This is a genomic window from Flavobacterium sp., assembly GCF_036741995.1.
GTDB lineage: Bacteria > Bacteroidota > Bacteroidia > Flavobacteriales > Flavobacteriaceae > Flavobacterium.
Window position 1 is genome coordinate 1 of record NZ_DAINRG010000021.1, and the last position, 22,101, is coordinate 22,101.

The 22,101-nt window shown below is 39.2% G+C and carries 29 protein-coding genes; 12 read left to right on the forward strand and 17 right to left on the reverse strand.

The genetic code is table 11. The features are described from left to right. The first annotated feature begins 400 nt into the window (after window positions 1–400). The 4 genes from V7D82_RS07915 (at window position 401) to V7D82_RS07930 (ending at window position 3,533) form a co-directional block, all read left to right on the forward strand. On the forward strand, window positions 401–1,039 hold the full coding sequence (locus tag V7D82_RS07915) for a DUF4145 domain-containing protein (RefSeq protein WP_333600439.1): 639 nt from the start codon (window positions 401–403) through the stop codon (window positions 1,037–1,039). Between the two features lie 178 nt (window positions 1,040–1,217). Beyond that, complete coding sequence (locus tag V7D82_RS07920) at window positions 1,218–1,622, forward strand: hypothetical protein (protein ID WP_333600440.1); 405 nt, start codon at window positions 1,218–1,220, stop codon at window positions 1,620–1,622. 45 nt (window positions 1,623–1,667) lie between these two features. Further along, window positions 1,668–2,051, forward strand: coding sequence for a hypothetical protein (locus V7D82_RS07925; protein WP_333600441.1), 384 nt, complete (start codon window positions 1,668–1,670; stop codon window positions 2,049–2,051). A gap of 408 nt (window positions 2,052–2,459) precedes the next feature. Next, window positions 2,460–3,533 carry a T9SS type A sorting domain-containing protein gene (locus tag V7D82_RS07930; protein WP_333600442.1) on the forward strand — a complete coding sequence of 358 codons (1,074 nt, stop codon included), beginning with the start codon at window positions 2,460–2,462 and terminating at the stop codon, window positions 3,531–3,533. A 209-nt stretch (window positions 3,534–3,742) separates the two neighbouring features. On the opposite strand, the gene V7D82_RS07935 is transcribed toward V7D82_RS07930, so the two are convergent. Continuing rightward, entirely contained in the window at window positions 3,743–4,573 is an 831-nt protein-coding gene (locus V7D82_RS07935) for a lysophospholipid acyltransferase family protein (RefSeq protein WP_333600443.1), read from the reverse strand. A gap of 49 nt (window positions 4,574–4,622) precedes the next feature. Then, window positions 4,623–5,261, reverse strand: a complete 639-nt coding sequence (locus tag V7D82_RS07940; RefSeq protein WP_333600444.1) for an NUDIX hydrolase — start codon at window positions 5,259–5,261, stop codon at window positions 4,623–4,625. Window positions 5,262–5,328: 67 nt separating this feature from the next. Between V7D82_RS07940 and V7D82_RS07945 the strand changes: the two genes are divergently transcribed. After that, window positions 5,329–5,772: a DUF4268 domain-containing protein gene (locus V7D82_RS07945; RefSeq protein WP_333600445.1), complete on the forward strand. Its 444-nt coding sequence runs from the start codon at window positions 5,329–5,331 to the stop codon at window positions 5,770–5,772. On the opposite strand, the gene V7D82_RS07950 is transcribed toward V7D82_RS07945, so the two are convergent. Further along, window positions 5,769–6,065, reverse strand: a complete 297-nt coding sequence (locus tag V7D82_RS07950; protein ID WP_333600446.1) for a DUF721 domain-containing protein — start codon at window positions 6,063–6,065, stop codon at window positions 5,769–5,771. The two genes, V7D82_RS07945 and V7D82_RS07950, sit on opposite strands and share 4 nt — an antisense overlap. Beyond that, window positions 6,065–6,517 carry a lipocalin family protein gene (locus V7D82_RS07955; RefSeq protein ID WP_333600447.1) on the reverse strand — a complete coding sequence of 151 codons (453 nt, stop codon included), beginning with the start codon at window positions 6,515–6,517 and terminating at the stop codon, window positions 6,065–6,067. Before V7D82_RS07955 ends, V7D82_RS07950 begins: the two co-directional genes overlap by 1 nt. 103 nt (window positions 6,518–6,620) lie before the next feature. Here V7D82_RS07955 and V7D82_RS07960 point away from each other — a divergent pair, with 103 nt between their 5' ends. After that, a complete protein-coding gene (locus V7D82_RS07960; RefSeq protein WP_333600448.1) occupies window positions 6,621–7,703 on the forward strand; it encodes a serine hydrolase domain-containing protein in 1,083 nt (360 codons plus the stop codon). A 1-nt stretch (window position 7,704) separates the two neighbouring features. Here V7D82_RS07960 and V7D82_RS07965 read toward each other — a convergent pair whose 3' ends face one another. The 10 genes from V7D82_RS07965 to V7D82_RS08010 form a co-directional block, all read right to left on the reverse strand. Next, complete coding sequence (locus V7D82_RS07965) at window positions 7,705–7,887, reverse strand: hypothetical protein (RefSeq protein WP_333600449.1); 183 nt, start codon at window positions 7,885–7,887, stop codon at window positions 7,705–7,707. 6 nt (window positions 7,888–7,893) lie between these two features. Next, the gene (gene ftsY, locus V7D82_RS07970) at window positions 7,894–8,847 is read right to left on the reverse strand and encodes a signal recognition particle-docking protein FtsY (RefSeq protein WP_333600450.1); all 954 of its coding nucleotides are present in this window, start codon (window positions 8,845–8,847) and stop codon (window positions 7,894–7,896) included. 185 nt (window positions 8,848–9,032) lie between these two features. After that, complete coding sequence (locus V7D82_RS07975) at window positions 9,033–9,185, reverse strand: DUF4295 domain-containing protein (protein WP_284652384.1); 153 nt, start codon at window positions 9,183–9,185, stop codon at window positions 9,033–9,035. A 32-nt stretch (window positions 9,186–9,217) separates the two neighbouring features. Beyond that, entirely contained in the window at window positions 9,218–9,400 is a 183-nt protein-coding gene (gene rpmG / locus V7D82_RS07980) for a 50S ribosomal protein L33 (protein WP_035126304.1), read from the reverse strand. A gap of 26 nt (window positions 9,401–9,426) precedes the next feature. Further along, on the reverse strand, window positions 9,427–9,663 hold the full coding sequence (gene rpmB / locus V7D82_RS07985) for a 50S ribosomal protein L28 (RefSeq protein ID WP_121313180.1): 237 nt from the start codon (window positions 9,661–9,663) through the stop codon (window positions 9,427–9,429). A 72-nt stretch (window positions 9,664–9,735) separates the two neighbouring features. After that, window positions 9,736–10,989, reverse strand: coding sequence for a CinA family nicotinamide mononucleotide deamidase-related protein (locus V7D82_RS07990; RefSeq protein ID WP_333600451.1), 1,254 nt, complete (start codon window positions 10,987–10,989; stop codon window positions 9,736–9,738). A 164-nt stretch (window positions 10,990–11,153) separates the two neighbouring features. Continuing rightward, a complete protein-coding gene (locus V7D82_RS07995; RefSeq protein ID WP_333600452.1) occupies window positions 11,154–11,498 on the reverse strand; it encodes an Hpt domain-containing protein in 345 nt (114 codons plus the stop codon). After that, the gene (locus V7D82_RS08000) at window positions 11,498–12,109 is read right to left on the reverse strand and encodes a fumarylacetoacetate hydrolase family protein (protein WP_333600453.1); all 612 of its coding nucleotides are present in this window, start codon (window positions 12,107–12,109) and stop codon (window positions 11,498–11,500) included. The genes V7D82_RS07995 and V7D82_RS08000 overlap by 1 nt, the downstream gene beginning before the upstream one ends. A gap of 18 nt (window positions 12,110–12,127) precedes the next feature. After that, complete coding sequence (locus V7D82_RS08005; RefSeq protein ID WP_333600454.1) at window positions 12,128–12,904, reverse strand: 3'-5' exonuclease; 777 nt, start codon at window positions 12,902–12,904, stop codon at window positions 12,128–12,130. Window positions 12,905–13,039: 135 nt separating this feature from the next. Further along, window positions 13,040–13,378, reverse strand: a complete 339-nt coding sequence (locus V7D82_RS08010) for a helix-turn-helix domain-containing protein (RefSeq protein WP_333600455.1) — start codon at window positions 13,376–13,378, stop codon at window positions 13,040–13,042. A gap of 274 nt (window positions 13,379–13,652) precedes the next feature. On the opposite strand from V7D82_RS08010, the gene V7D82_RS08015 reads away from it, so the two are divergent. Then, on the forward strand, window positions 13,653–14,105 hold the full coding sequence (locus V7D82_RS08015; RefSeq protein ID WP_333600456.1) for a hypothetical protein: 453 nt from the start codon (window positions 13,653–13,655) through the stop codon (window positions 14,103–14,105). A 16-nt stretch (window positions 14,106–14,121) separates the two neighbouring features. Here the strand turns inward: V7D82_RS08015 and V7D82_RS08020 are convergent, their stop codons facing one another. Continuing rightward, window positions 14,122–15,417, reverse strand: coding sequence for a dihydrolipoamide acetyltransferase family protein (locus V7D82_RS08020; RefSeq protein ID WP_333600457.1), 1,296 nt, complete (start codon window positions 15,415–15,417; stop codon window positions 14,122–14,124). Between the two features lie 74 nt (window positions 15,418–15,491). Continuing rightward, a complete protein-coding gene (locus V7D82_RS08025) occupies window positions 15,492–16,652 on the reverse strand; it encodes a glycosyltransferase family 2 protein (protein WP_333600458.1) in 1,161 nt (386 codons plus the stop codon). Window positions 16,653–16,691: 39 nt separating this feature from the next. Between V7D82_RS08025 and V7D82_RS08030 the strand changes: the two genes are divergently transcribed. After that, window positions 16,692–18,554 (forward strand): ABC-F family ATP-binding cassette domain-containing protein, encoded by a 1,863-nt coding sequence (locus V7D82_RS08030; protein ID WP_333600459.1) that lies wholly within the window; start codon window positions 16,692–16,694, stop codon window positions 18,552–18,554. A gap of 64 nt (window positions 18,555–18,618) precedes the next feature. After that, a complete protein-coding gene (locus tag V7D82_RS08035; protein ID WP_333600460.1) occupies window positions 18,619–19,392 on the forward strand; it encodes an O-methyltransferase in 774 nt (257 codons plus the stop codon). Between the two features lie 57 nt (window positions 19,393–19,449). Here the strand turns inward: V7D82_RS08035 and V7D82_RS08040 are convergent, their stop codons facing one another. Further along, on the reverse strand, window positions 19,450–20,124 hold the full coding sequence (locus tag V7D82_RS08040) for a hypothetical protein (RefSeq protein WP_333600461.1): 675 nt from the start codon (window positions 20,122–20,124) through the stop codon (window positions 19,450–19,452). Window positions 20,125–20,291: 167 nt separating this feature from the next. On the opposite strand from V7D82_RS08040, the gene V7D82_RS08045 reads away from it, so the two are divergent. The 3 genes from V7D82_RS08045 to V7D82_RS08055 all read left to right on the forward strand — a co-directional run bounded on the left by V7D82_RS08045 (window position 20,292) and on the right by V7D82_RS08055 (window position 22,096). Next, window positions 20,292–20,990, forward strand: coding sequence for an ABC transporter ATP-binding protein (locus tag V7D82_RS08045; RefSeq protein WP_333600462.1), 699 nt, complete (start codon window positions 20,292–20,294; stop codon window positions 20,988–20,990). A gap of 163 nt (window positions 20,991–21,153) precedes the next feature. Next, entirely contained in the window at window positions 21,154–21,723 is a 570-nt protein-coding gene (locus tag V7D82_RS08050; protein ID WP_333600463.1) for a cob(I)yrinic acid a,c-diamide adenosyltransferase, read from the forward strand. A 151-nt stretch (window positions 21,724–21,874) separates the two neighbouring features. Further along, a complete protein-coding gene (locus tag V7D82_RS08055) occupies window positions 21,875–22,096 on the forward strand; it encodes a DUF2795 domain-containing protein (RefSeq protein WP_002986941.1) in 222 nt (73 codons plus the stop codon). Window positions 22,097–22,101: the final 5 nt, after the last annotated feature.

Below are 22,101 nucleotides of genomic sequence, written 5' to 3' on the forward strand. Positions count from 1 at the left end.
CACCTTCTTGATGTCTTCCGCCACCTTCTTGATGTCTTCCGCCACCTTCTTGATGCGTTCCGCCACCTTCTTGGTGTATTCCGTCACCTTCTTAATGTCTTCCGCTACCTTCTTAAAGTCTTCCGTCACCTTCTTAGTGTCTTCCGCCATCTTCTTACTCCTTTCCGCCGGCGGAAAGGACTGGGAAACCGGCGGAAAGGAGTAAGAAGGTGGCGGAAACCGATAAAAACACCCAAAACCCCGACAAAAAGATGATTTTAGATAGCAAAAGTGGTTAATTGAAAGAGGTTGGGTATATTTGGGAGACTAACTCAATGGGAAATTGAGTTTATTTACTAGTTATGAGCAAGCTTTCCCAAGATTACTTTAAAAGATAATTAAAAACTTAAACTTAATAGAAATGCAAGCAAGTTACACACCAGCAATAAACAAAGGAAGCGCATTTAATTGTCCAATTTGTGGTGCATATGCGAATCAATCTTGGTACAATGTTTATTTTGGAAGAGGAAGTTATACGCAAGAACCATCTCTTGAATATTGTATTTGCGCACATTGTAGGAATTACACGTTATGGAGAAAAGGAAATATGATATTTCCATCAAGCGGTTCTGCTCCGTTGCCAAATCCAGATTTGCCAGAAGATATAACAAGAGATTATGAAGAAGCTCGTTCTATTCTTATTGCTTCTCCAAGAGGTGCCGCAGCTCTTTTAAGATTGAGTATTCAGAAACTTTGTAAACATTTAGGCGAAAAAGGAGATAACATTAATGAAGATATTGGGAATTTGGTAGCAAAAGGATTGAATCCTAAAATTCAAAAATCTCTTGATATAGTAAGAGTTATTGGAAATGATGCTGTACATCCTGGAAAAATAGATCTCCGTGATGATATTGAAACTGCAACTAAATTATTCATTTTAGTAAATATTATTACCGAAGTGATGATTACTCAACCCAAAGAAGTTGATGACTTATTCGATTCTCTACCTGAAGAAAAGAAAAAGGGAATTGAACAACGAGATAAAAAAGCCAGCTCATAACAGCGGTTTCGCGCCATAGCTGGTTTGCTTAGTTACCTGACTTTTTTTCTTCACGAAAAAACGCTATCTTTATTAGACATTATCACCTCGCTGGATTCGCTACTACACCAAGCTGAGGAATGTTGTGTGCACTTTTTGACCACATCAATTGACAAACTAATTATAAAACCTAAACATTATGAAAAATCTATTAAAAAGCACCTTGTATTTATTCGTTTTCGGTTTAGCAGGAATTTTATTCCAAATCAGTTGCTCTTCAGACAGTATTGCGTCAAGTACTGCATTACAAAACAAAGTAATTTATACTTCTACATCTTCAGCAGGGCAATCTATTTGGACTTGTAATTATGATGGGACTAATCAAACTCAAATTCCAATATCGTTACCATCTAATCTTCACTTTAACATGGCTCAAGATAATGCTGATGCAAAACTTTCGCCTGACGGACAAAAAATATTCTTCAAAGCATATAATGACACTAATAGTGAAACTGAGATATATTCTTGTGGTATTACAGGAGCCAACATTCATCTTGTAGCTACTCCAATTAATTCTTCTGTGTTGACCTATAATTTGAATTAAAATGGCTCCCAACAGCGGTTTATAGCAACCCAAAAAATAAGTAACATGATAAAGTATGTACTCTGCTGGTTCCCCATGGTACTATTGGCGGTTTTGAACGGGGCTGCCCGAGACCTTGGGTATAAAAAATATGTGAGTGCCCTGGCGGCGCATCAACTCTCAACGGTGTCGTTAATGGTTCTTCTGGGGGCTTACAGTTACTGGGTAGTCAAAACCTGGCCACCCACTTCAGAAACGCAGGCTTTACGGATTGGCATCGTTTGGTCGGTTTTAACGTTGGCTTTTGAGTTTGGCTTTGGCCTGCTAAGAGGCAACTCCTGGAAACAATTACTACAGGCCTACAACATGACCGAAGGACAAATTTGGATTCTGATTCCTATTGGGGTTGCCCTGGCGCCTTATCTTATTTATAAGTTTGTGCTAAAATAACGCTTAGGCTTCTCGATACCTCCCGACAAGTCGGGACACTCGAAGTGACGAAGTACAGCCAACCCACGTCAGTTCGAGTGGTTTTTGTGCAACGCAGTGGAGCAAAAATTGTATCGAGAACCTCATCCTGACAAAAGCTTCTCGATACATTTTGAGCAAAGCTCAAAACACTCGAAGTGACGATATACAAACTACTCCCGTCAGTTCGAGTGGTTTTTGTGCAACGCAGTGGAGCAAAAATTGTATCGAGAACCCCGTACTGACAAAAGCTTCTCGATACATCCCGACAAGTCGGGACACTCGAAGTGACGATATGTAGCCTAGTCAAGCAGTACAAACTGAAGCTCTTATCTTAAAAAAAGAAATCAAGATGTAGGAATAATTTATATCTTAGTAAAAAAATCACCTATGAAACAGCAGTTTATACAAAATTTACAACGGGTAGTCTTTCTTTTTTTATTAAGCAGCTCAGTGGCATCAGCCCAAACGGAAGATTACTATGCCTCACCACAGCTGTATGGCAAATTTACCTTTATAGGCGATTTGTTTTACTTCACATATGATCATAGCTTATTAGTGACCGATGCCAATAATCCGAATAGTCCGGCTACTACGCTATTCAGCACTTTAGAATTTCCGCAGGGTCTTGCCGTCTATAATAATGAAATGTATATTCCCGGGTATTTATCGGGGAGCATCCAAAAATTTTCGCTCAACGATGCTGTGCCTACCCTAACCAATGTGGCTAACCTAACCAGTGTTGGGAACTATCCGGCACACATGCTGGTAGTAGGTCATGATTTGTACGTTTCCCAATTTTTTGGTGACAAAATCTGCCGCCTGAATCTTGACAGTGCCCTGCCTATTACTCCGGAATCTATCATCACCACTAATATAGACGGGCCTAATGGTTTGCTGGAAGTGGGCGATTACATTTATGTTTGCATATCGCAGAGCAATAAAATAATTCGTTTTAAGCCAACAAACCCTGCAGGAACCGTTGAAAATGTGATTACAACCGGCCTAAACTGGCCTCATAGTTTGGTAAAGGTTGGCAATGATATATTGGTATCCTGTATGGACGGAAACAAAATAGTAAGGTTCAACTACACCGATACCAATCCGCAAGTAACTACTGTTTTAACCTTAGACAAGCCTACCTTTATAGAACTCAGAAATGGTTGGTTGTATACCTTTTTAAGAGATGCCAAGAAAATTGTAGGCATTGCCACCGCCAATTTAAGTACCGATAGCCTAACTCTGACACCACAGGTACTTTTATATCCAAATCCGGCTCAGGAAGCGATAAGTATCACCAATTGTGCCGAAGGATTGTCGGCCGCTATCTTCACCGCCGAAGGCAAACTGGTTACTTCGTTCACCACCGCTGAAAACCTTAGCATTCCTGTAACAAACCTAGCCAATGGCGCTTATTTTATAAAAATTGATGGAAAACCAACGCTGCGTTTCTTAAAGAATTGATTGACTTCTGACACTTCTTCAAATAAAAAAATCCCGTCTTAAGCGGGATTTCATTTTTATAGTCAAACGTCAGTTCGAGTGGTTTTTGTGCAACGCAGTGGAGCAAAAATTGTATCGAGAACCTCATCCTGGCAAAAGCTTCTCGATACATTTTGAGCAAAGCTCAAAACACTCGAAGTGACGGTAGGATGTATTAACAAAAAATCCCTCTATAGAGGGACTTCTTTTTTATCGATATGCCATTCGCGCAGTTTGTTTAAGCGTTCCTGTTCTTCAATCTCCTCGGCCGGAATTACATTTAAGAATGATGGATGCTGCTCTATGGCGTAAGCTACTTTTTCTACGATTTGGTCTATGGTTTCGTTTTCGTAATCAATTTCCAAAGGCGGTTTAATGATAAACGACTGCAGGATATTTTTCTTTTTCATGCGGAGTCCCTTTTTGTCAAACGAACGACGGAAGCCGTCAATCACGATAGGCACTACTATAGGTTTGTGTTGTTTGATGATGTGTGCCGTTCCTTTACGCACCGGTTTAAACGACTTGGTAGTTCCCTGCGGGAAAGTAATCACCCAGCCATCTTCGAGTGCAATGCGGATGTTCTCGGTGTCATTAGGATTGACTTCCTTTTTCTCGGTTACGTCTTTCCCGCCGGCACGCCAGGTTCTTTCTACACTGATGGCACCCACATAGGCCAGGATGCGCGGCAGCAAACCGGCTTTCATTGTTTCGCTGGCAGCTACATAGTAAATATTCATTTTTGGCTGCCACAGATAGCCCACGTTTTTAATGTTGTCTTCCCTCCCCGATAGGCTGGCGTTGAACACATGAAACATCGCCACCACATCGGCAAAATAGGTTTGGTGATTGGAGATAAACAGTACGTTTTTATCAGGAAGCGTTCGGATGATTTCAGAACCGTCAATATGCAATTCGTTAAAACCACGATACCGGCGGTGCGTAATGGCTCCAAAGATGCGGATTAACCATTTTTTGATAATAAGAATATGACCAAAAGGATTTCGTTTGAACAAACCCATAATTCAATTTCATTGTTATAAGGACGGCAAATTTACGAAAACTAAGGCTTTATATAACCATTTTCAGCGTTTCTTTCAATTCGCTCAACATCATTGCAGTGGCGCCCCAAATGAAATGCTGATTGACTTTAAATCCGGGCACTTCAAAGGCATCGGCATAGGACGTTTTCATGATTTTGTTTTCTATCAATCGGTCATCCAGGAAGTCAGCCAGTGGCAACTCTACCAAGCCCGCCACTTCTTCAACCTGCAATTGAAACTGTAATTCGCTGGTGCTGTACCCAAAAAAAGGATACACCATAAAGTTGCTCGGTGGAATATAGACTTCGGTAAAAGCTCGGATTACGTTAATGTGAGACCGTGGCACACCTATTTCTTCATGGGTTTCCCTTAGTGCGGTGTCACTTAAATCAATATCGTCCTCTTCTACTTTTCCGCCCGGGAAAGCTATTTGGGACGAATGCACTCCATTATAGGAATTTCTGAGGATTAAAGCCAGGTGTGTTTGTGAATTCTTAGGATAAAAAAGCATCATCACGGCCGCTTTGCGCGGATTGATTTTTTCGAAATTAATGGATTTCAATAATTCCAATCGGTTGGACGGTGCCATTTTTGCATGCGCATTCGTTGCCGGTAGCTCGACATTTAGTATTTTTGGCGTGTATTTTAAAAACTCGTCAAAGTGCATGATAGTTAGTTTTGGAATATAAAGTTACCTTAAAAAATCAAGGCACACCAATTTTTAGCCCAATAAAATGTACAGCAAAGAAGAAGCATTACTGATAAAAAAAGAATTTTGGACCGCATTTGCCGAGGCTTATCCCCGCAAATGGTTGTTGTATGACACTAAAATCAAGGACGTTACTTTCAAGTTTTACATCGATAATAAAAAGGCGCAAGTGCTGTTAGACATAGAGCCAAAAGACGAAGAAAAGCGCAAAATTTATTTCGAAAAAATAGAATCACTCAAAACTATACTGCACGAAGACTATCTGCCGGAAGCCATTTTGGAACGCAATTTTTATCTGGAAAACGGAAAAATCATCAGTAGAATTTGGGTGGAAAAACTTGGCGTTAGCTTAAATAACAAAAGTTATTGGCCGGAGATTTTTGATTTCTTTAGCGAAACCATGACTCAGTTTGAGTACTTTTTCTTTGAACACGAAGACTACATCAAAGACTTAGAAATCAACACTTAACGCAAAATTATATCTTTGACTACTTCTTTGCGCAATTCCTCATTAATCATGGTGATGATTTTGGTTTTGCCATAACTCAACTCCTCGCGCAACACGGCCGATGTCAAAGAAACATAAAGCGTAGAACCTTTCAGCACGACTTCTTTTGTATAGCTATTGACCCCGTTGCCCATCAATGATTTCCAGGCTTCCTGCACGTCAATTTTGTCCATGCCGCCTTGAAGTTTATTGGTTTCAATAAATGCTTTGAGCACCTCTCCTATCGGACTTTCGTTGCTGAGTCTTTTGGCCATTATTTTAGTGAAAAAGGAGTGAAACGTTTGTATTGGTATTGCAATTTGTCTTTGTTCTTAAGCACCAAAGTCGAATCGGCCAGCTCGATGATTTCTTCCTGCCATTTCCCGAATTTGGTTTTGTATTCAATGAAATAACTATTGTCTTTGGCTATGATTTTGATGGTTTCTTTGATGTCGTTGGTTTTGTATTTACCATCAAACTGCGGCATTACTTTTTGGCGAAAGCCAGCATTGTCTTTCACTTCAAAATAGTCAATGGTTTCATTGATTTTATAGTCTTTGGTTTCCCCATTGGCCAATTGTACTTGCTTAATTTCCCAATAGCCATTGAGTTTGGCCAAGTCTTCTTTTTTGACATTGGAATGGCAGGAAATCAAAACTAAGGCCAACAGTAACAAGCTTATTTTCTTCATCTTTTCTAATTCGGATAGGAGTTTTAGTGAACTCACAAATTTAATTTTAAAATTAATACCGTAAGGACAAAAGGAAATTAATATTATCAACATTAAACTATTTTATATCTTTAAAGTCCAAAGAGAAACTTATCCAGCCATGAAAAAAATATTCCTACTGCCTATTCTTTTGCTTACCGTTTTCAGTTGCAGTTCAGATTCGTCTTCTACTCCAAATCCGGTCGAAGAAGCGATGTACTTTCCGCCAAATGATGGCAGCACTACTTGGGAAACCAAAACCATCGCCACTTTGGGCTGGAACCAATCGGCTGTGCAACCCCTATTGGATTACTTAGAACTGAAACATTCCAAATCCTTTATCATTTTGGTCAACGGAAGAATGGTGATGGAAAATTATTTTAACGGACATTCCGCTACCACTCCATGGTATTGGGCCAGTGCCGGAAAAACATTGACTTCCACCATGACCGGAATTGCACAACAGGACGGTTTGCTGAACATCAACGATAAAGTTTCGGACTATATCGGAACCGATTGGACGAATGAAACCCTGGCACAGGAAAATTTGATTACGTGTAAAAACTTATTGAGCATGACCTCAGGCATTGATGATTATGTGAATGGGGTTTATAGCGATGATGTTACGCCCTCCAGTTTAAATTACAAAGCCGATGCCGGAACGCGTTGGGCTTACAGCAATGTGTATGTGAAATTGCAAGATGTGATTGCTAATGCTGCCGGGCAAACGTGGAGTACTTATTTCAATACTAAATTAAGAGATAAATTAGGGATGACCGGTTCGTGGATACAATCCGGAAATAATACTATTTATTGGAGTACCACCCGAAGCATGGCACGCTTTGGGTTAATGGCCTTGAACAAAGGAAAGTGGAATGGCACTCAGGTTGTGAATGAAGCCTACTTTACACAAGCCACAACAACTTCGCAGAATATTAACTTAAGTTATGGGTATTTGTGGTGGTTAAACGGAAAAGCGAGTTATCATTTGCCGCAAACTCAAGTACAGTTTAACGGGAGTTTAATTGCTACAGCCCCTAGTGATATGTTTATGGCTTTGGGGAAAAACGATCAGAAAATCTATGTGATTCCGAGTAAAAAGATGGTAGTCATCCGAATGGGAGATGCTGCGGATAGTGAAAATTTAGCACTTTCGGATTTTGATGAGACGCTTTGGACGAAAATAGCGGCCTTGTATCAGTAAATTATTTTTTATTCAGCAAACGGATAGTACCGTAAATAAACAATAGGAAAGCAATAAGTCGCAATCCCATAAAGATATTAGGCAATGGTTTTTGGATGAAATAGCTCAATACGGCTATTGCAATACTTACTAAAATTAGCTTTACTGCTGAAGCTTCTTTAAAAAATTGTACCACTTTATTCATATGCTTTTATTTAAAAAACGAATCTACGAATTCAAATTTATTAAAAACCTGTAAATCCTCAATACCTTCTCCTACTCCAATATATTTCACGGGAATCTGAAACTGATCCGAAATTCCGATTACCACTCCGCCTTTGGCAGTTCCGTCTAACTTGGTAACCGCAAGACACGATACTTCAGTAGCAGCTGTAAACTGTTTGGCTTGCTCAAAAGCATTTTGACCGGTAGAACCATCCAATACTAATAATACGTCGTGCGGGGCGTCTTCTACGACTTTTTGCATAACGCGTTTTACTTTGGTCAGCTCGTTCATCAAATTTACTTTGTTGTGCAAACGACCGGCGGTATCAATAATGACGATATCGGCATTTTGAGTCACGGCACTTTGCAGGGTGTCAAACGCTACGGATGCAGGATCGCTACCCATTTGTTGTTTTACCAATGGAACGCCCACTCTATCCGCCCAAATTTGCAATTGGTCTATCGCCGCGGCACGAAACGTATCGGCAGCACCTAAAACTACTTTATACCCGGCTTTATGGAATTGATGCGCTAACTTACCAATGGTTGTAGTTTTTCCAACGCCATTAACTCCGACAACCATTAACACATACGGTTTTTTGTTGGCGGGAATTGTAAACTCGGTTTCTTCTCCCGATTTGGTTTCCGATAAGAGTCCGGCAATTTCTTCGCGAAGGATTTTGTTGAGCTCTTCAGTGCCCATGTATTTGTCTTCGGCAACGCGTGCTTCGATTCTTTCAATGATTTTCAGCGTAGTGTTCACTCCTACATCAGAAGATACTAAGACTTCTTCCAAATTATCTAAAACCTCATCGTCAACCTTTGATTTTCCGGCTACGGCTTTGGTCAGCTTGGAAAGAAAAGAGGTTTTGGTTTGTTCCAAACCTTTGTCTAAGGTTTCCTTTTTTTCGGAGGAAAATATTCTTTTGAAAAAGCTCATGAGTATTGGATTGAAAATTCAAAAAATTGTTGGGCAAACCTCATAAAATTTGAATTGCCGGTCAAAAATATGAAATTTTTATGAGGTTCTTTCTTCCGTTGGCAAAATAATAAATTCGGAAAAAATATAAAAATAAAAAAGCTACTTCCGAATGAAAGTAGCTTTGATATATAGAGTTTGTTGAATTATTTCTTGTTAAGGAAACTATCTACTTCTTCCGGAGTCATAATGCTTTCTTGGAAAGTATATGCACCTGTTTTCGGAGATCTAACCATTTTAATTGCTTTGGTTAATCTTTTTGAAGCTGTTTGTAACGTTGCTACGGTTTTCTTTGCCATGATTTATACTTTTAAAATCCTTACTAAGGATATTATTTAATTTCTTTGTGAACAGTCATTCTCTTCAAGATTGGATTAAATTTTTTAATCTCTAATCTGTCCGGAGTATTTTTTTTGTTTTTGTTTGTGATGTAACGAGAAGTTCCAGGAAGACCTGTTCCTTTGTGCTCAGTACACTCTAAAATAACTTGTATTCTATTACCTTTCTTTGCCATCTTACTTTATTTTTATTGGATTAGAATTATTTGATAAATCCTTCAACTTTTGCTTTTTTCAAAACAGCAGCCAATCCATTTTTATTGATTGTTTTAATTGTAGACGCAGCTACTCTTAGCGTAATCCATCTGTCTTCTTCAGCAAGATAGAAACGTTTTTTAACTAAGTTAACAGAAAATTTTCTCTTAGTTTTGTTCATAGCGTGAGAAACGTTATTTCCTACCATCGCTCTTTTACCTGTAAGGTCACAAACTCTTGACATTATGCTTTTCTTTTATCGTTATTCAATTCGAGGGTGCAAACTTAAGGAAAATATATTGTAGTAACAAAAAAATTATCGCAGATTTTTTAAAATTTCTTTCTGCAATAGTTCGAAGGCTTTATTTGCCGTTCTATCTATCACTTTTTCACGGGGTTGCCCAAAATTAAATTCTTCAATTATTATTTCATTTGGTGTAGCCAAAGCTATAAAAACCGTCCCAACTTCGGCATCCGCATCCCCTTTGCTGGGCCCGGCATTACCTGTTGTAGCAATGGCGTAATCGGTTTGCATCAGTTTTTTTATCCCGATTACCATCTCTTTGGCCACTGCTGCACTTACGACAGAATGCTCATCGATTGTGCTTTGGGAAACGCCTAATATGGAAACTTTGGTATCCGTCGCATAACTCACGACACTTCCCCTGAAATAGTGAGATGAACCAGCTACTGAAGTAAACATTTGGGCAATCTTGCCACCGGTACAACTTTCGGCTGTAGCAATAGTTTTTCCTTGTTGCTTTAACAATCTTCCCAACACCACTTCAATGGTTTCTTCTTCATCAAATCCGACGATGATATCGCCGATGATTTTGGTTAAGGAATCTACATTTTCCTGAATGGCTTTTTCAAGAATTTCTTTGTTGTCGCCACGAGCCGTTAAGCGCAAACGCACTCTGCCCGGATTGGGTAAATACGCCAGTTTGATGAACTCTGGGAGATTGTTTTCCCAGTTCTCAATACGCTCGGCAATCAGACTTTCCCCTTGCCCGTAGGTGAGTATGGTTTTGTGAACGAAGTAGGGTCGTTTGTATTCCTTTACAACTTTCGGAATGATTTCGTTATCGACGATGTATTTCATTTCGTACGGTACGCCTGGCAACGAGATGTAGACTGTGTTTTCCTTTTTCATCCACATGCCGGGTGCTGTACCCATTTTATTGAAAAGCACTTCGCATTTGGAAGGAACCAGTGCCTGATCCCGATTTAACTGTGTGATTGGTCTTTTATAAAAGCCTTCAATCATTTCGATGACGTGGGCTTCTACTGCCGGATTGACTACTAAAGTATCCTCGAAGTATTCGCAGAAAGTATGTTTGGTGATGTCGTCTTTGGTTGGACCTAAACCACCCGTTATAACTACCAAATCGACTTTGTTTTGCAGTGACGCAAACGTATCTAAAATGTGTTGTTTGTCATCAGAAATGGAAAGCATTTCGTGGGTTTGTACGCCAATTTTATCTAAGGCTTTGGCAATATACCCGGAGTTGGTATCCACAATTTGCCCGATTAGGATTTCATCGCCAATGGTTACTATGGTTGCTTTCATTATTATTAAGGTTCTAAGGAGCTGAGTAGCTGAGGCACTAAGTTTTTGCTTTGTTTACAAAGACTCAAATTGATAACTGACTAGCCCCGGTTGGAGCGGCACCTTGTAGAGCGGAAAACGGGAATTACCATTACTGATAATGCCCGAGCCTTTCGCTTCTTCTGTTACATTTCGAAATCCTTTTTGATTTCTTTTACGGCTTTCTCTACCTGGCTTTGAATGCTTTCGAAAGTATCATTGATTTCTTTGCGTTTGCCTTCTCTTTTGGTCCAGGCTTCTACCTGAAGGATTTCCTCAAATGCCACGGTCATGCCCAATAAATCCAAGCTTGGTTTTATTTTGTGTGCGTATGCGTAAGCTAATTTGTGGTCTTTGGTTTTGATACCTAAATCAATTTGCTTCATATCCTGAGGCACCTCAGTAACGAACAAAGTGATGATTTGCATAACAAATTCAGGATCGTTGTCTGAAAGTGCGTAAACTTTTGCGAGGTTGTAGTTTATTGCCATTATTTAATGTGTATTCTTAATAGTTTTTTATCGTCTATGAATCCTTCCAGAACATCGTTGGGTGCTACTTTGGCGACGCCTTCGGGTGTTCCTGTGAATATAATATCGCCTTTTTTGAGTGTAAAATATTGCGAAACATACGAGATGATTTCATCAATCTTCCACAACATGTGGCTGGTATTTCCTGTTTGAACGGTTTTTCCGTTATTGGTCAACTCAAAATTAATATTTTCAACGGAACTAAAATCATTTTTCGGAAGAAAGTCACCAATTACCGCTGAACCGTCAAAAGCTTTGGCTTTTTCCCAGGGCAACCCCTTCTCTTTCAAAGTATTTTGAACATCTCTTGCCGTAAAATCAATTCCTAATCCTATTTCGTCGTAATATTTGTGCGCAAACTTAGTGTCAATGTATTTGCCTACTTTATTGATTTTGACCAGAATCTCCACTTCATGGTGAATTTCATTGCTGAAAGCCGGAATGAAAAAGGGGAATTTCTTGGGTACGATAGCAGTATCGGGCTTTAAGAAAATAACGGGTTCGTCAGGGCGTTCATTTTTTAACTCCTCGATGTGATTTACGTAATTTCTTCCGATGCAAATAATCTTCATGACTGGTACTAACGAAAATTAACTGAATTTATTGTTTAGTTTTCTCAACTTTATGCCTGTCAATACTTTCTTGGTATACAACGGAAATTCGGCGTTTTGAATCCAACCGAAATAGCCCGGCTCTTTATCTAGAACATCATCCACCAAGGCGCCTTTGTGTTTACCAAAAGTAAATATCTCCTGTCCTTCCGCATTCAAAGCAATGAATCCGGCAAAGTCAACCGATTTTTTACGGGTGGTGTATTCCGATAATGTTTTCATATCATTATCCAAATCCTCATAGCGGTCTAATTGGGCTTTCAGAATTTCATAAGTGGCCATCGTGTCAGCTTCAGCGCTGTGGGCGTTTTCCAGACTTCCGTTGCAGTAAAATTTGAAGGCAGCACTAAGCGTTCGTTCTTCTTTTTTGTGAAAAATGGTTTGCACATCAACGGAAACGCGATTTTTCATATCAAAATCGACTTCCGCCCGAAGCAATTCTTCGGCCAAAAGCGGAATGTCAAACCGGTCCGAATTAAATCCGGCCAAATCAGCATCCTTAATCATATTGTGTACTTGTCCGGCCAGTTCTTTGAACGTTGGTTCATTGGCTACTTTTTCATTAGAAATTCCATGAATCGCAGTAGATTGTGGCGGAATGGGAATAGTTGGATTCACCAGCCAGGTTTTACTTTCTTTATTGCCATTAGGATAAACCTTAAAAATCGATATTTCTACAATTCTGTCTTTGGCAACGTCAATCCCAGTAGTTTCAAGGTCAAAAAAGCAAATAGGTCTGTTGAGTTTTAATTCCATTATAAAATGTTAAGCCAACAAATATAAAATATTGAAGTTACCGTTTATCGATTATTTTAAAAGTTTTGTCTTTTTTTACACAAAAACCCTTTCAATATAGGAAAGGGCTGATTTAAAACTATTTGAATTTTATAATTATTTTGGTTTATCAAATTTATTGATGATAAAGTCCATTTTCCGGTTCAAATCTTCAAAAAAATTATTCGGCGCTTTGATGATGATTTCAAAACTTTTATCGGAATGTGCGGTTTCCGGATTGTAGTGTACTACAGAATTGCTTTTCCCTTCTTCCAGTAAATAATCCATTTGTATCTCAAGTGCATCGGCCAGTTTTTTGATGTACTCGTGTTTGATGCTTTTTCCTTGTTCCCAATTGCCAATAGTTACCTGACTGACTCCAACGAGATGTGCCAATTCTTCTTGGGACAATCTTTTTTTCTCTCTGAGATGGCGAATTTTGATTCCGGTGGTCATGGTTAGGTGTTTTAAAATTGGTTAGAGATTGAAGTGCCACAGCAGGAAACACTTAACAGTAATAACGTGATTATTAAAACTTTATTGTGTGATAAGTACTGTTATTTTGTTTTGTTGCGATAATAAAACTTTTAAAATTTAAAAGATATGTTCTGAAATATAAAAGTGTTGTTTTAGGAATTTCCCATAAGGTGTTCCAACTTTACACTATCAATTTCTTAAAAAAGATTCATTATGCAAAACGGCTACGCTAACTTTTTAAAACTGTTTTATTATGAATCCAATCGCAAACAACAAAGCCCCAAAGAAATTGAAATCGGTATTGGTAGTACTTTTAGTATTGCCCACAATGGCGGTCGCCCAATCGGACACTATAAACCTAATTCGCGGTGGCGAACTCTTATTTGGTGGTTTAATCACAATTTTTACTTCGGATAAGCCCGAAAAAGCAAACAGCACTATAGTAGAAAGTGTCTGCGTTAAAAACAAACTGACCGACAAAATCACCTTCATCATTACCCGTCAAACGGAAGACGGCGATGAAATTCGGAAAGAACTCGTTATTCAGAAAGACAGTAAAGAATACTTTTTTGAATTGCCCAAAGGAGTTTACACTTATGAAGTAATTTTGGCCAACAATACCGTTTTCAAGAAAGGAGAATGCCGGTTTGTTGACAAAGCAACCCTTACCATCAACGGTGATATAATAGAAAACCCCGAGGAATAATCGGGGTTTTTATTTTTTAATATTCTCTGTTTACATCAAAAGCCTCCAGATAATCGGCTACTCGTTTTACGAAGCTTCCGCCGAGTGCCCCGTCAACCACTCTGTGGTCATAACTGTGCGACAGGAACATTTTTTGACGGATTCCGATAAAATCGCCTTCCGGAGTTTCAATCACCGCAGGTACTTTTCTGATGGCTCCTAAGGCTAAGATTCCCACTTGTGGCTGGTTGATGATTGGCGTTCCGAAAACAGAACCAAAAGTTCCCACATTCGTAACCGTATAGGTTCCGCCTTGCGTATCGTCTGGTTTTAGTTTGCCGGCTTTGGCGCGGTTTCCTAAATCGTTTACGGCTTTCGCCATGCCAACAAGGTTTAATTGGTCTGCATTTTTAATAACCGGAACTATAAGGTTTCCGTTTGGTAAGGCAGCAGCCATTCCCAAGTTGATATTTTTTCTTTTGATAATAAAATCGCCATCCACAGAAATGTTCATGCCTGGGAAATCCTTTAAGGCTTTCGCTACTGCTTCCATGAAGATTGGAGTGAAAGTCAACTTCTCTCCTTCTCTCTTTTCAAAAGCATTTTTCACGCGGTCTCTCCATTTTACAATGTTGGTCACATCCACTTCAATGAACGATTGTACGTGTGCCGAGGTTTGTACCGAAGCTACCATGTAACCGGAAATCAGCTTGCGCATTCTGTCCATTTCTACAATTTCGTCACCACCATTTACCGAAACCGGAACGGCTTGTGCAGCTACTGGTGCTGAAGCAACAGGTTGTGGAGTTGCAACCGGAGCCGCAACCGCTGGTTGACTACCTCTAGTCTTGATATAATTTAAAATGTCTTCTTTAGTAACACGACCATCTTTTCCTGAACCGGCAATGTTTTCCAATTCAGCAATCGAAATACCTTCTGCTGTAGCAATGTTTTTCACTAAAGGAGAGAAAAATTTATCTGACGATTTGAAATCGGCCGGAGCAGCAGTGGCAGCAGCTACCTCAATAGTTTTAGTTACTTCTGCAACTGGAGCGGCAACAGTTTCTGCTTTCGGAGCTTCTACAGCACCCCCTTCGGTTTCAATAATGGCAATGGTTTGACCCACTTTTACCACATCATTTACCTGAAATAAAATTTCGGCTAACACTCCTGAAACTTCGCTGGGTACTTCGCTATCTACTTTATCGGTAGCGATTTCCAAAACGGCTTCATCGGCGTCTATTTTTTCACCTACGTTTTTTAACCAATTGGTAATCGTTGCTTCGGCAACGCTTTCGCCCATTTTCGGTAATTTTAATTCAAACTTTGCCATATGTGTAAACTAAAGTTGTGTTTTGTTATTTCGCTTGCAAAATTAATAAAAGAAAAAGCGATTTTCGTGTTTTTCTACAAATTAATTACTTCACCTCTGTCGCTACTGCTGTTACTGCCAATGATAAAATCGCTGGCTATGGGTAACAGTTTAAAGGTAAACGAGTTGTTTTTGTTTTCTTCCAAAAAAGTGATGGCATTTTTAAAACTTAAGTAGTTTAAGTCCAAAATAATCTCAACCTTTTTGTCTTTCGAAAACGTTTGCGAAAATACTATTTTTCCGTTTTCCAAAAGTGCTCTTGCTATATTTTTTTGGAGTTTTTGTTGCAATTTTTCCCAAAGGGCTTCGTCTTCTGAAATCAGTATATAGCTATTGGGTTGTGATTTTGGTTTTGATTTTCCCTGAAACATTTTTACAAACGAGAAGAATACAATTCCGATTTTCATAAACAACGAAAAGAAAACCGACACTTTGAAATGTTTTTTATAGAAGAAATTCATCGCTTCCTGAAAGCGTTTCATATACGTTCCGTCTTTCACGGTGCTTTCTCCTTTATAATGAATGACGGTCGTTTCGTGGAAATAGTAATTCGATTTTCCATTTTGCAATGCCATATAACTCAAGTCAATATCATCCGAATACATAAAACACTTTTCGTCAAATCCGCCTAAATCCGTATACAATTCGCGCTGCATCACCATAAAAGCGCCGACGAGAATTTCCACTTTTCCGGTTTGGTTTTCCGATAAATGCTGCGCGTAATATTTATTGAACAAAGAGGCATTCGGAAAGAATTTATACAAGCCAAAAATTTTGGTAAAAGCCACCCAAGGTGTCGGAATGCCACGCTTGCATTCGGGCAGAAAATTACCGGTTCCGTCAATGAGTTTGCAGCCCACAATACCTAAATTGGTTTGTTTTTTGGCGAAAGCCAGAACCTTTTCAAAAGTATCTTCAGCCACCACGGTGTCGGGATTTAAAATGCAAATGTATTCGCCTTTGGCTTCAGCCACGCCTATATTATTGCCTTTAGGAAAACCGGAATTGGCTGCATTCTGAATCAGTTTTACATTTGGAAAACGCTGTTGCATCATCGCGCAGCTGTCATCCGAAGAATTGTTATCGATGACGATAATCTCGGCCTCCAGGTTTTGAATGGCTTTTTGCACACTCAACACACAGAGCTCCAAAAAGTAGCGTACATTATAATTAAGGATGATGACCGATAGTTGCATTTGACAAATATAATCTACTTTTGCAAAAAATTGTCACCCGTGAATTACCTTTCAGTAGAAAATATATCGAAATCCTTTGGCGAAAGAACCTTGTTTGCTAACCTTTCGTTTGGCATCAACAAAGACCAAAAAATTGCCTTCATTGCCAAAAACGGTTCCGGAAAAACCTGTATCATGAACATTATCAATGGCGAAGACGAGCCCGATACCGGTCAGGTGGTACTTAGAAAAGGATTAAAAATGGCCTTTCTTTCCCAAAAAAATAATTTACAGGATGAATTGACGATTGAGGAAAGTGTTTTTGCCTCGGATAACGAAATTCTTCATGTCATTGAACGCTATGAAAAAGCCTTGGAAAACCCGGAAGACGAGGAAAAATACCAATTAGCCTTTGACGAAATGGATCGCTACAATGCTTGGGATTTTGAAACGCAGTTCAAACAAATTCTGTCCAAACTAAAACTGGACGACTTAAAACTGAAAGTGAAAAGTTTGTCTGGTGGACAAAAGAAACGATTATCATTAGCCATTATTCTGATTAATCGCCCGGATTTGTTGATTTTGGATGAGCCGACGAATCACTTGGATTTGGAAATGATTGAATGGCTCGAAAGTTATTTTGCCAAAGAAAATATTACGCTGTTTATGGTAACGCACGACCGTTTCTTTTTGGAGCGCGTTTGCAACGAAATTATCGAATTGGACAACGGAAAATTATACCAATACAAAGGTAATTACTCTTATTATTTGCAGAAAAAAGAAGAGCGCATTGCCATGGAAAACTCCTCGATTGACAAAGCACAAAACCTTTTCGTCAAAGAATTGGCCTGGATGCGCCGCCAACCGAAAGCGAGAACCACCAAATCAAAATCGCGCCAAGATGATTTTTATGTGATTAAAGAAAAAGCCGAAAGTCGAAGAAAAGAAAACGTAGTCGAGTTGGAAATCAATATGGAGCGCATGGGCAGCAAGATTATTGAGCTACACAAACTCTACAAAAAATTCAAAGACAAAACCATCTTGGACAATTTTACTTATGATTTTCAACGCGGAGAACGCATTGGTATCATCGGTAAAAACGGAACCGGAAAATCGACTTTCCTAAATATCCTAACCAAAACTATGGTTCCTGATGCCGGGAAAGTGGTAATTGGCGATACCATTAAAGTAGGTTACTATACACAAAGCGGCATCAACCCAAAACCGGGACAGAAAGTCATTGACATCATTAAAGAATATGGCGAATACATTCCGCTGACAAAAGGAAAAATCATTTCGGCTTCGCAATTGTTGGAACGCTTTTTATTTGATGCCAAAAAACAATACGATTTTGTAGAAAAACTAAGTGGTGGCGAGTTAAAGCGATTGTATTTATGTACGGTTTTAATCCAGAACCCGAACTTTTTAATCCTAGATGAGCCTACGAATGACTTGGATATCGTGACGTTGAACGTATTAGAAAGTTTCCTTTTGGATTATCCTGGCTGTTTATTGGTGGTTTCGCACGATCGTTATTTTATGGATAAAATTGTGGATCACTTATTCATTTTTAGAGGCGAAGGACAGATTGAAGATTTCCCGGGAAATTATTCTGATTTCCGGGCGTATGAAGATTCGGCGGAACCCAAAAACTTATCGAGCGTTTCTACCGAAAAAGTGAATTGGAAACAAAACAACCCAACGACTTCGGGCTTGAATTTCAACGAGCAAAAGGAATTCAGCAAATTGGAACGCGAAATCAAAGACTTGGAATATGAGAAAAAGCAAATCGAAAACCAATTCGCCGAAGGTAAAGTAGCCGATGCCGACATCACCAAAAAAGCCAACGAACTGCAAGCCATCATCAATAAATTAGAGCAAAAAGAAGAGCGCTGGTTTGAGCTTTCGTCAAAAATGGAGTAATTAAAAAAGTTCTCAGTCTCAGTCTCAGTTAACAGACTGAAAACTGTGACTGTGACTGAAAACTGTGAGTATAATAAAAGCATATAGTAAATTCCTCTGGAACTCCAAAAACGAACACGGAGTGCATTCGCCATTTGTGTTTAATTTGGTGACCAAATGTTTTTATGACAAGAAAAAATATGCTGACTATGAAATTCTGAAAAACTACAGAAAATTACTTTTAGCCAACAAAAATACTATTGAAGTCACTGATTTTGGTGCCGGTTCCAAGGTGTTTAAAAGCAATACCCGAGCCATCCGTCAAATCGCCAAAACAGCCGGAATTTCAAACAAAAGAGCCGAATTACTGTTCAGAATCACAAATTATTTCCAACCCGAAAATGTCTTAGAAATTGGAACTTCATTGGGATTAGCGACTGCTGCTCTTTCGTTGGGAAATGCGAAAGCAACAATCACGACATTGGAAGGATGTGAAAACACTTTGGCTGTAGCCAAAAATCAATTTCAGGAATTTGATTTCAAAAACATAACTTCAGTTACAACTGAATTTTCAAATTATCTGAAAACTGTGACTGGAAACTGTGACTGGAAACTCATTTACTTCGACGGCAACCATTCCAAAGAAGCCACTTTAGCTTATTTCAACTTATTACTACCAACCATTACCAACGAAACCGTCTGGATTTTTGACGACATCCATTGGTCACAAGACATGGAAACGGCTTGGAAAATTATTAAAAACCATCCGAAAGTTACCGTCACGATTGATACGTTTCAATGGGGATTAGTGTTTTTCCGCAAAGAGCAACCCAAAGAACATTTTGTAATTCGGACATAAAAAAAGTGGTAACCATCCCTGATTACCACTTCTCGAATTAACAAACCAATTCAAAAATTATTCTTTTGCTTCTTCATTTTCTCTTGCTTTTGCTCCTATTCGGTTTATCTTGAACATTGGAGCAAACTTAAATTTGATAGAGGCTATCTTAGTATTATCACTTGACGATAAACCTTCTTTTTCAACTGTATTTTTTCGACTGTCTAACGCTTCGTAAATCAATTTAACTTCGTCATAATCTTCTCTTGAAAAATCCCCTTTATTGGCTTTGTACGAGTCAAAGAATTTTTGATAGGTATCTAAAATGTTGTCTTTATTTACCCAGGAAAAGTTCATATCTTCTCCAATTTTATCTACACCAAAAAACATGTTTCTAAGTTTTTGATTCGGATTGACCACTACTTTTATCGGGGTTTTCGTAGCTTCCACTGACGTTTTAATCACAACATATCTGGCATTTATAGAATCTATTCGCGCTTGATTTGCGGCTTTCATATCATCTCCCAAGGCTGAAATGGCTTCATTAGATTCTTTATTTTTTCTGTCAAATTCAACCGAAATTTTATCCCAATTGGCTTCAGCATCCGAAGTTTTCACTTCTTCTAAGGAATCAATATAGGTTTCCAAAGAAGCAATTTTTTCATCTGCCACTTCTTTTTCTTTATTTTTACAAGAGATTACCGTAATTAATAATCCACAAAGCATTCCGTATTGTAGTATTCTTTTTTTCATTGTTTTAAGGTTTTAATGTTAGGGTAAAATTAATCTCAATAACAGGCTAATGCATTACACAATTCTTTTTAATAGTTGCATAATTCCTTGATTTAAAATTCTAACACAGCTTTGTAACAATATCGCTATATTTACTACCTATTTGAAAACTAAATTTGAGGTACTCAATGGCAAATCCATTAATCAACATCACCAATATCAAACGCGATTTCCAACTCGGAAATGAAACCATCAACGTCTTAAAAGGCATCGATTTACAAATCAACAAAGGCGAATATGTAGCACTGATGGGGCCATCCGGTTCCGGAAAATCTACTTTGATGAACCTTCTGGGTTGTCTGGATACGCCCACTTCGGGAAGTTATATCCTGAACAGCAAAGACGTCAGCCAAATGCACGATGACGATTTAGCCGAAATCCGCAACAAAGAAATTGGGTTCGTGTTTCAAACTTTTAATCTTTTGCCAAGAACCACTGCCTTAGACAATGTCGCCTTACCTATGATATACGCCGGACATTCCAAATCCGAAAGAAACGAGCGTGCCACCGAAGTTTTGACTCAAGTTAATCTGGCTGACCGAATGGATCACCAGCCCAACCAGCTTTCCGGCGGTCAACGCCAGCGTGTAGCCATTGCCCGAGCTTTGGTCAACAAGCCTTCCATCATCCTGGCCGATGAACCCACAGGAAATCTCGACAGTAAAACTTCAGTTGAAATCATGAACCTGTTCAACGACATCCACAAAAATGGCAACACCGTGATTTTGGTAACACACGAAGAAGATATCGCCAAATACGCCCACAGAATCATCCGTTTGCGCGACGGCCTGATTGAAAGCGATAATCCAAATGAAGGCCATTTATAAAATAAGAAGCGAAAGGCTCGGGCTTTATCAGTAATCCATTTTCCTGCTGTCCGTTCTACAAGGTGCCACTCCCATCAGGGCTAGTGAGTAATCTATTTGCCTTCTTGTCAACGCCAAAAAATCTCAGTACCTTAGCGCCTTAGTACCTTAGCATCTCACAACCATGAAAGTCTACACCAAAACCGGCGACAAAGGAACCACCGCACTATTCGGCGGCACCCGCGTCCCAAAACACCATATTCGCATCGAAAGCTACGGCACCGTTGACGAACTCAATTCGCATATCGGTTTAATTCGCGACCAGGACATCCATCAACTATACAAAAACGTTTTGATTGAAGTGCAGGACCGATTATTTACCGTGGGTGCTATCTTAGCCACACCGCCCGAAAAAGAAATTCTCAAAAACGGCCAACCTCGCTTAAACATCAACCGCATTTCGGAAGAAGATATCACTTTACTGGAAAACGAAATTGATTTAATGGAAACCGCTTTGCCTCCTATGACACACTTTGTCTTGCCAGGCGGTCATACCACCGTGTCATATTGTCACATTGCCCGCTGTGTCTGCCGCAGAGCCGAGCGCTTAGCGGTACATTTACACGAATTAGAACCTACGGATGAACAAGTTATCAAGTACCTGAACCGACTTTCTGACTACCTTTTTGTCTTGGCACGGAAGTTGTCCTTTGACCTTCAGGCGGAGGAAGTGAAATGGATTCCGCGGAAGTAAGCAGTCCTAGTATTCTGTGTTCAGTTACTGTAAACTGAGACTGAGGCTGACCACTAAAAACACGTTCTTAAACATATTTAAAAATAAATCAAAAAAAACTTGACTTTTTCAGTATTAAATTTATTTTTGCATAAACTAAAATCGACAGAAGATGTATTGGACATTAGAATTGGCATCGTATTTAAGCGATGCGCCTTGGCCAGCTACCAAAGATGAACTTATCGACTATGCTATACGAACAGGAGCTCCGCTAGAAGTAGTGGAAAATTTGCAATCGATAGAAGACGAAGGTGAAATCTACGAATCAATGGAAGAGATTTGGCCCGATTATCCCACTGACGAAGATTACCTTTGGAACGAGGATGAATATTAAAAAAA

Excerpts from the sequence above, each read along its gene's own strand:
- V7D82_RS07935 (WP_333600443.1), bottom strand. The coding sequence starts at position 4,573 with ATGGGTTTGTTCAAACGAAATCCTTTTGGTCATATTCTTATTATCAAA.
- V7D82_RS07945 (WP_333600445.1), top strand. The coding sequence starts at position 5,329 with ATGTACAGCAAAGAAGAAGCATTACTGATAAAAAAAGAATTTTGGACC.
- V7D82_RS07920 (WP_333600440.1), top strand. The coding sequence starts at position 1,218 with ATGAAAAATCTATTAAAAAGCACCTTGTATTTATTCGTTTTCGGTTTA.
- V7D82_RS08015 (WP_333600456.1), top strand. The coding sequence starts at position 13,653 with ATGAATCCAATCGCAAACAACAAAGCCCCAAAGAAATTGAAATCGGTA.
- V7D82_RS08050 (WP_333600463.1), top strand. The coding sequence starts at position 21,154 with ATGAAAGTCTACACCAAAACCGGCGACAAAGGAACCACCGCACTATTC.
- V7D82_RS07990 (WP_333600451.1), bottom strand. The coding sequence starts at position 10,989 with ATGAAAGCAACCATAGTAACCATTGGCGATGAAATCCTAATCGGGCAA.
- V7D82_RS07995 (WP_333600452.1), bottom strand. The coding sequence starts at position 11,498 with ATGGCAATAAACTACAACCTCGCAAAAGTTTACGCACTTTCAGACAAC.
- V7D82_RS08025 (WP_333600458.1), bottom strand. The coding sequence starts at position 16,652 with ATGCAACTATCGGTCATCATCCTTAATTATAATGTACGCTACTTTTTG.
- ftsY (WP_333600450.1), bottom strand. The coding sequence starts at position 8,847 with ATGAGCTTTTTCAAAAGAATATTTTCCTCCGAAAAAAAGGAAACCTTA.
- V7D82_RS07950 (WP_333600446.1), bottom strand. The coding sequence starts at position 6,065 with ATGGCCAAAAGACTCAGCAACGAAAGTCCGATAGGAGAGGTGCTCAAA.
- V7D82_RS07960 (WP_333600448.1), top strand. The coding sequence starts at position 6,621 with ATGAAAAAAATATTCCTACTGCCTATTCTTTTGCTTACCGTTTTCAGT.
- V7D82_RS08020 (WP_333600457.1), bottom strand. The coding sequence starts at position 15,417 with ATGGCAAAGTTTGAATTAAAATTACCGAAAATGGGCGAAAGCGTTGCC.
- V7D82_RS07915 (WP_333600439.1), top strand. The coding sequence starts at position 401 with ATGCAAGCAAGTTACACACCAGCAATAAACAAAGGAAGCGCATTTAAT.
- V7D82_RS08040 (WP_333600461.1), bottom strand. The coding sequence starts at position 20,124 with ATGAAAAAAAGAATACTACAATACGGAATGCTTTGTGGATTATTAATT.
- V7D82_RS07975 (WP_284652384.1), bottom strand. The coding sequence starts at position 9,185 with ATGGCAAAGAAAACCGTAGCAACGTTACAAACAGCTTCAAAAAGATTA.
- V7D82_RS08010 (WP_333600455.1), bottom strand. The coding sequence starts at position 13,378 with ATGACCACCGGAATCAAAATTCGCCATCTCAGAGAGAAAAAAAGATTG.
- rpmB (WP_121313180.1), bottom strand. The coding sequence starts at position 9,663 with ATGTCAAGAGTTTGTGACCTTACAGGTAAAAGAGCGATGGTAGGAAAT.
- V7D82_RS08000 (WP_333600453.1), bottom strand. The coding sequence starts at position 12,109 with ATGAAGATTATTTGCATCGGAAGAAATTACGTAAATCACATCGAGGAG.
- V7D82_RS07965 (WP_333600449.1), bottom strand. The coding sequence starts at position 7,887 with ATGAATAAAGTGGTACAATTTTTTAAAGAAGCTTCAGCAGTAAAGCTA.
- rpmG (WP_035126304.1), bottom strand. The coding sequence starts at position 9,400 with ATGGCAAAGAAAGGTAATAGAATACAAGTTATTTTAGAGTGTACTGAG.
- V7D82_RS07925 (WP_333600441.1), top strand. The coding sequence starts at position 1,668 with ATGATAAAGTATGTACTCTGCTGGTTCCCCATGGTACTATTGGCGGTT.
- V7D82_RS07930 (WP_333600442.1), top strand. The coding sequence starts at position 2,460 with ATGAAACAGCAGTTTATACAAAATTTACAACGGGTAGTCTTTCTTTTT.
- V7D82_RS07940 (WP_333600444.1), bottom strand. The coding sequence starts at position 5,261 with ATGCACTTTGACGAGTTTTTAAAATACACGCCAAAAATACTAAATGTC.
- V7D82_RS08055 (WP_002986941.1), top strand. The coding sequence starts at position 21,875 with ATGTATTGGACATTAGAATTGGCATCGTATTTAAGCGATGCGCCTTGG.
- V7D82_RS08045 (WP_333600462.1), top strand. The coding sequence starts at position 20,292 with ATGGCAAATCCATTAATCAACATCACCAATATCAAACGCGATTTCCAA.
- V7D82_RS08005 (WP_333600454.1), bottom strand. The coding sequence starts at position 12,904 with ATGGAATTAAAACTCAACAGACCTATTTGCTTTTTTGACCTTGAAACT.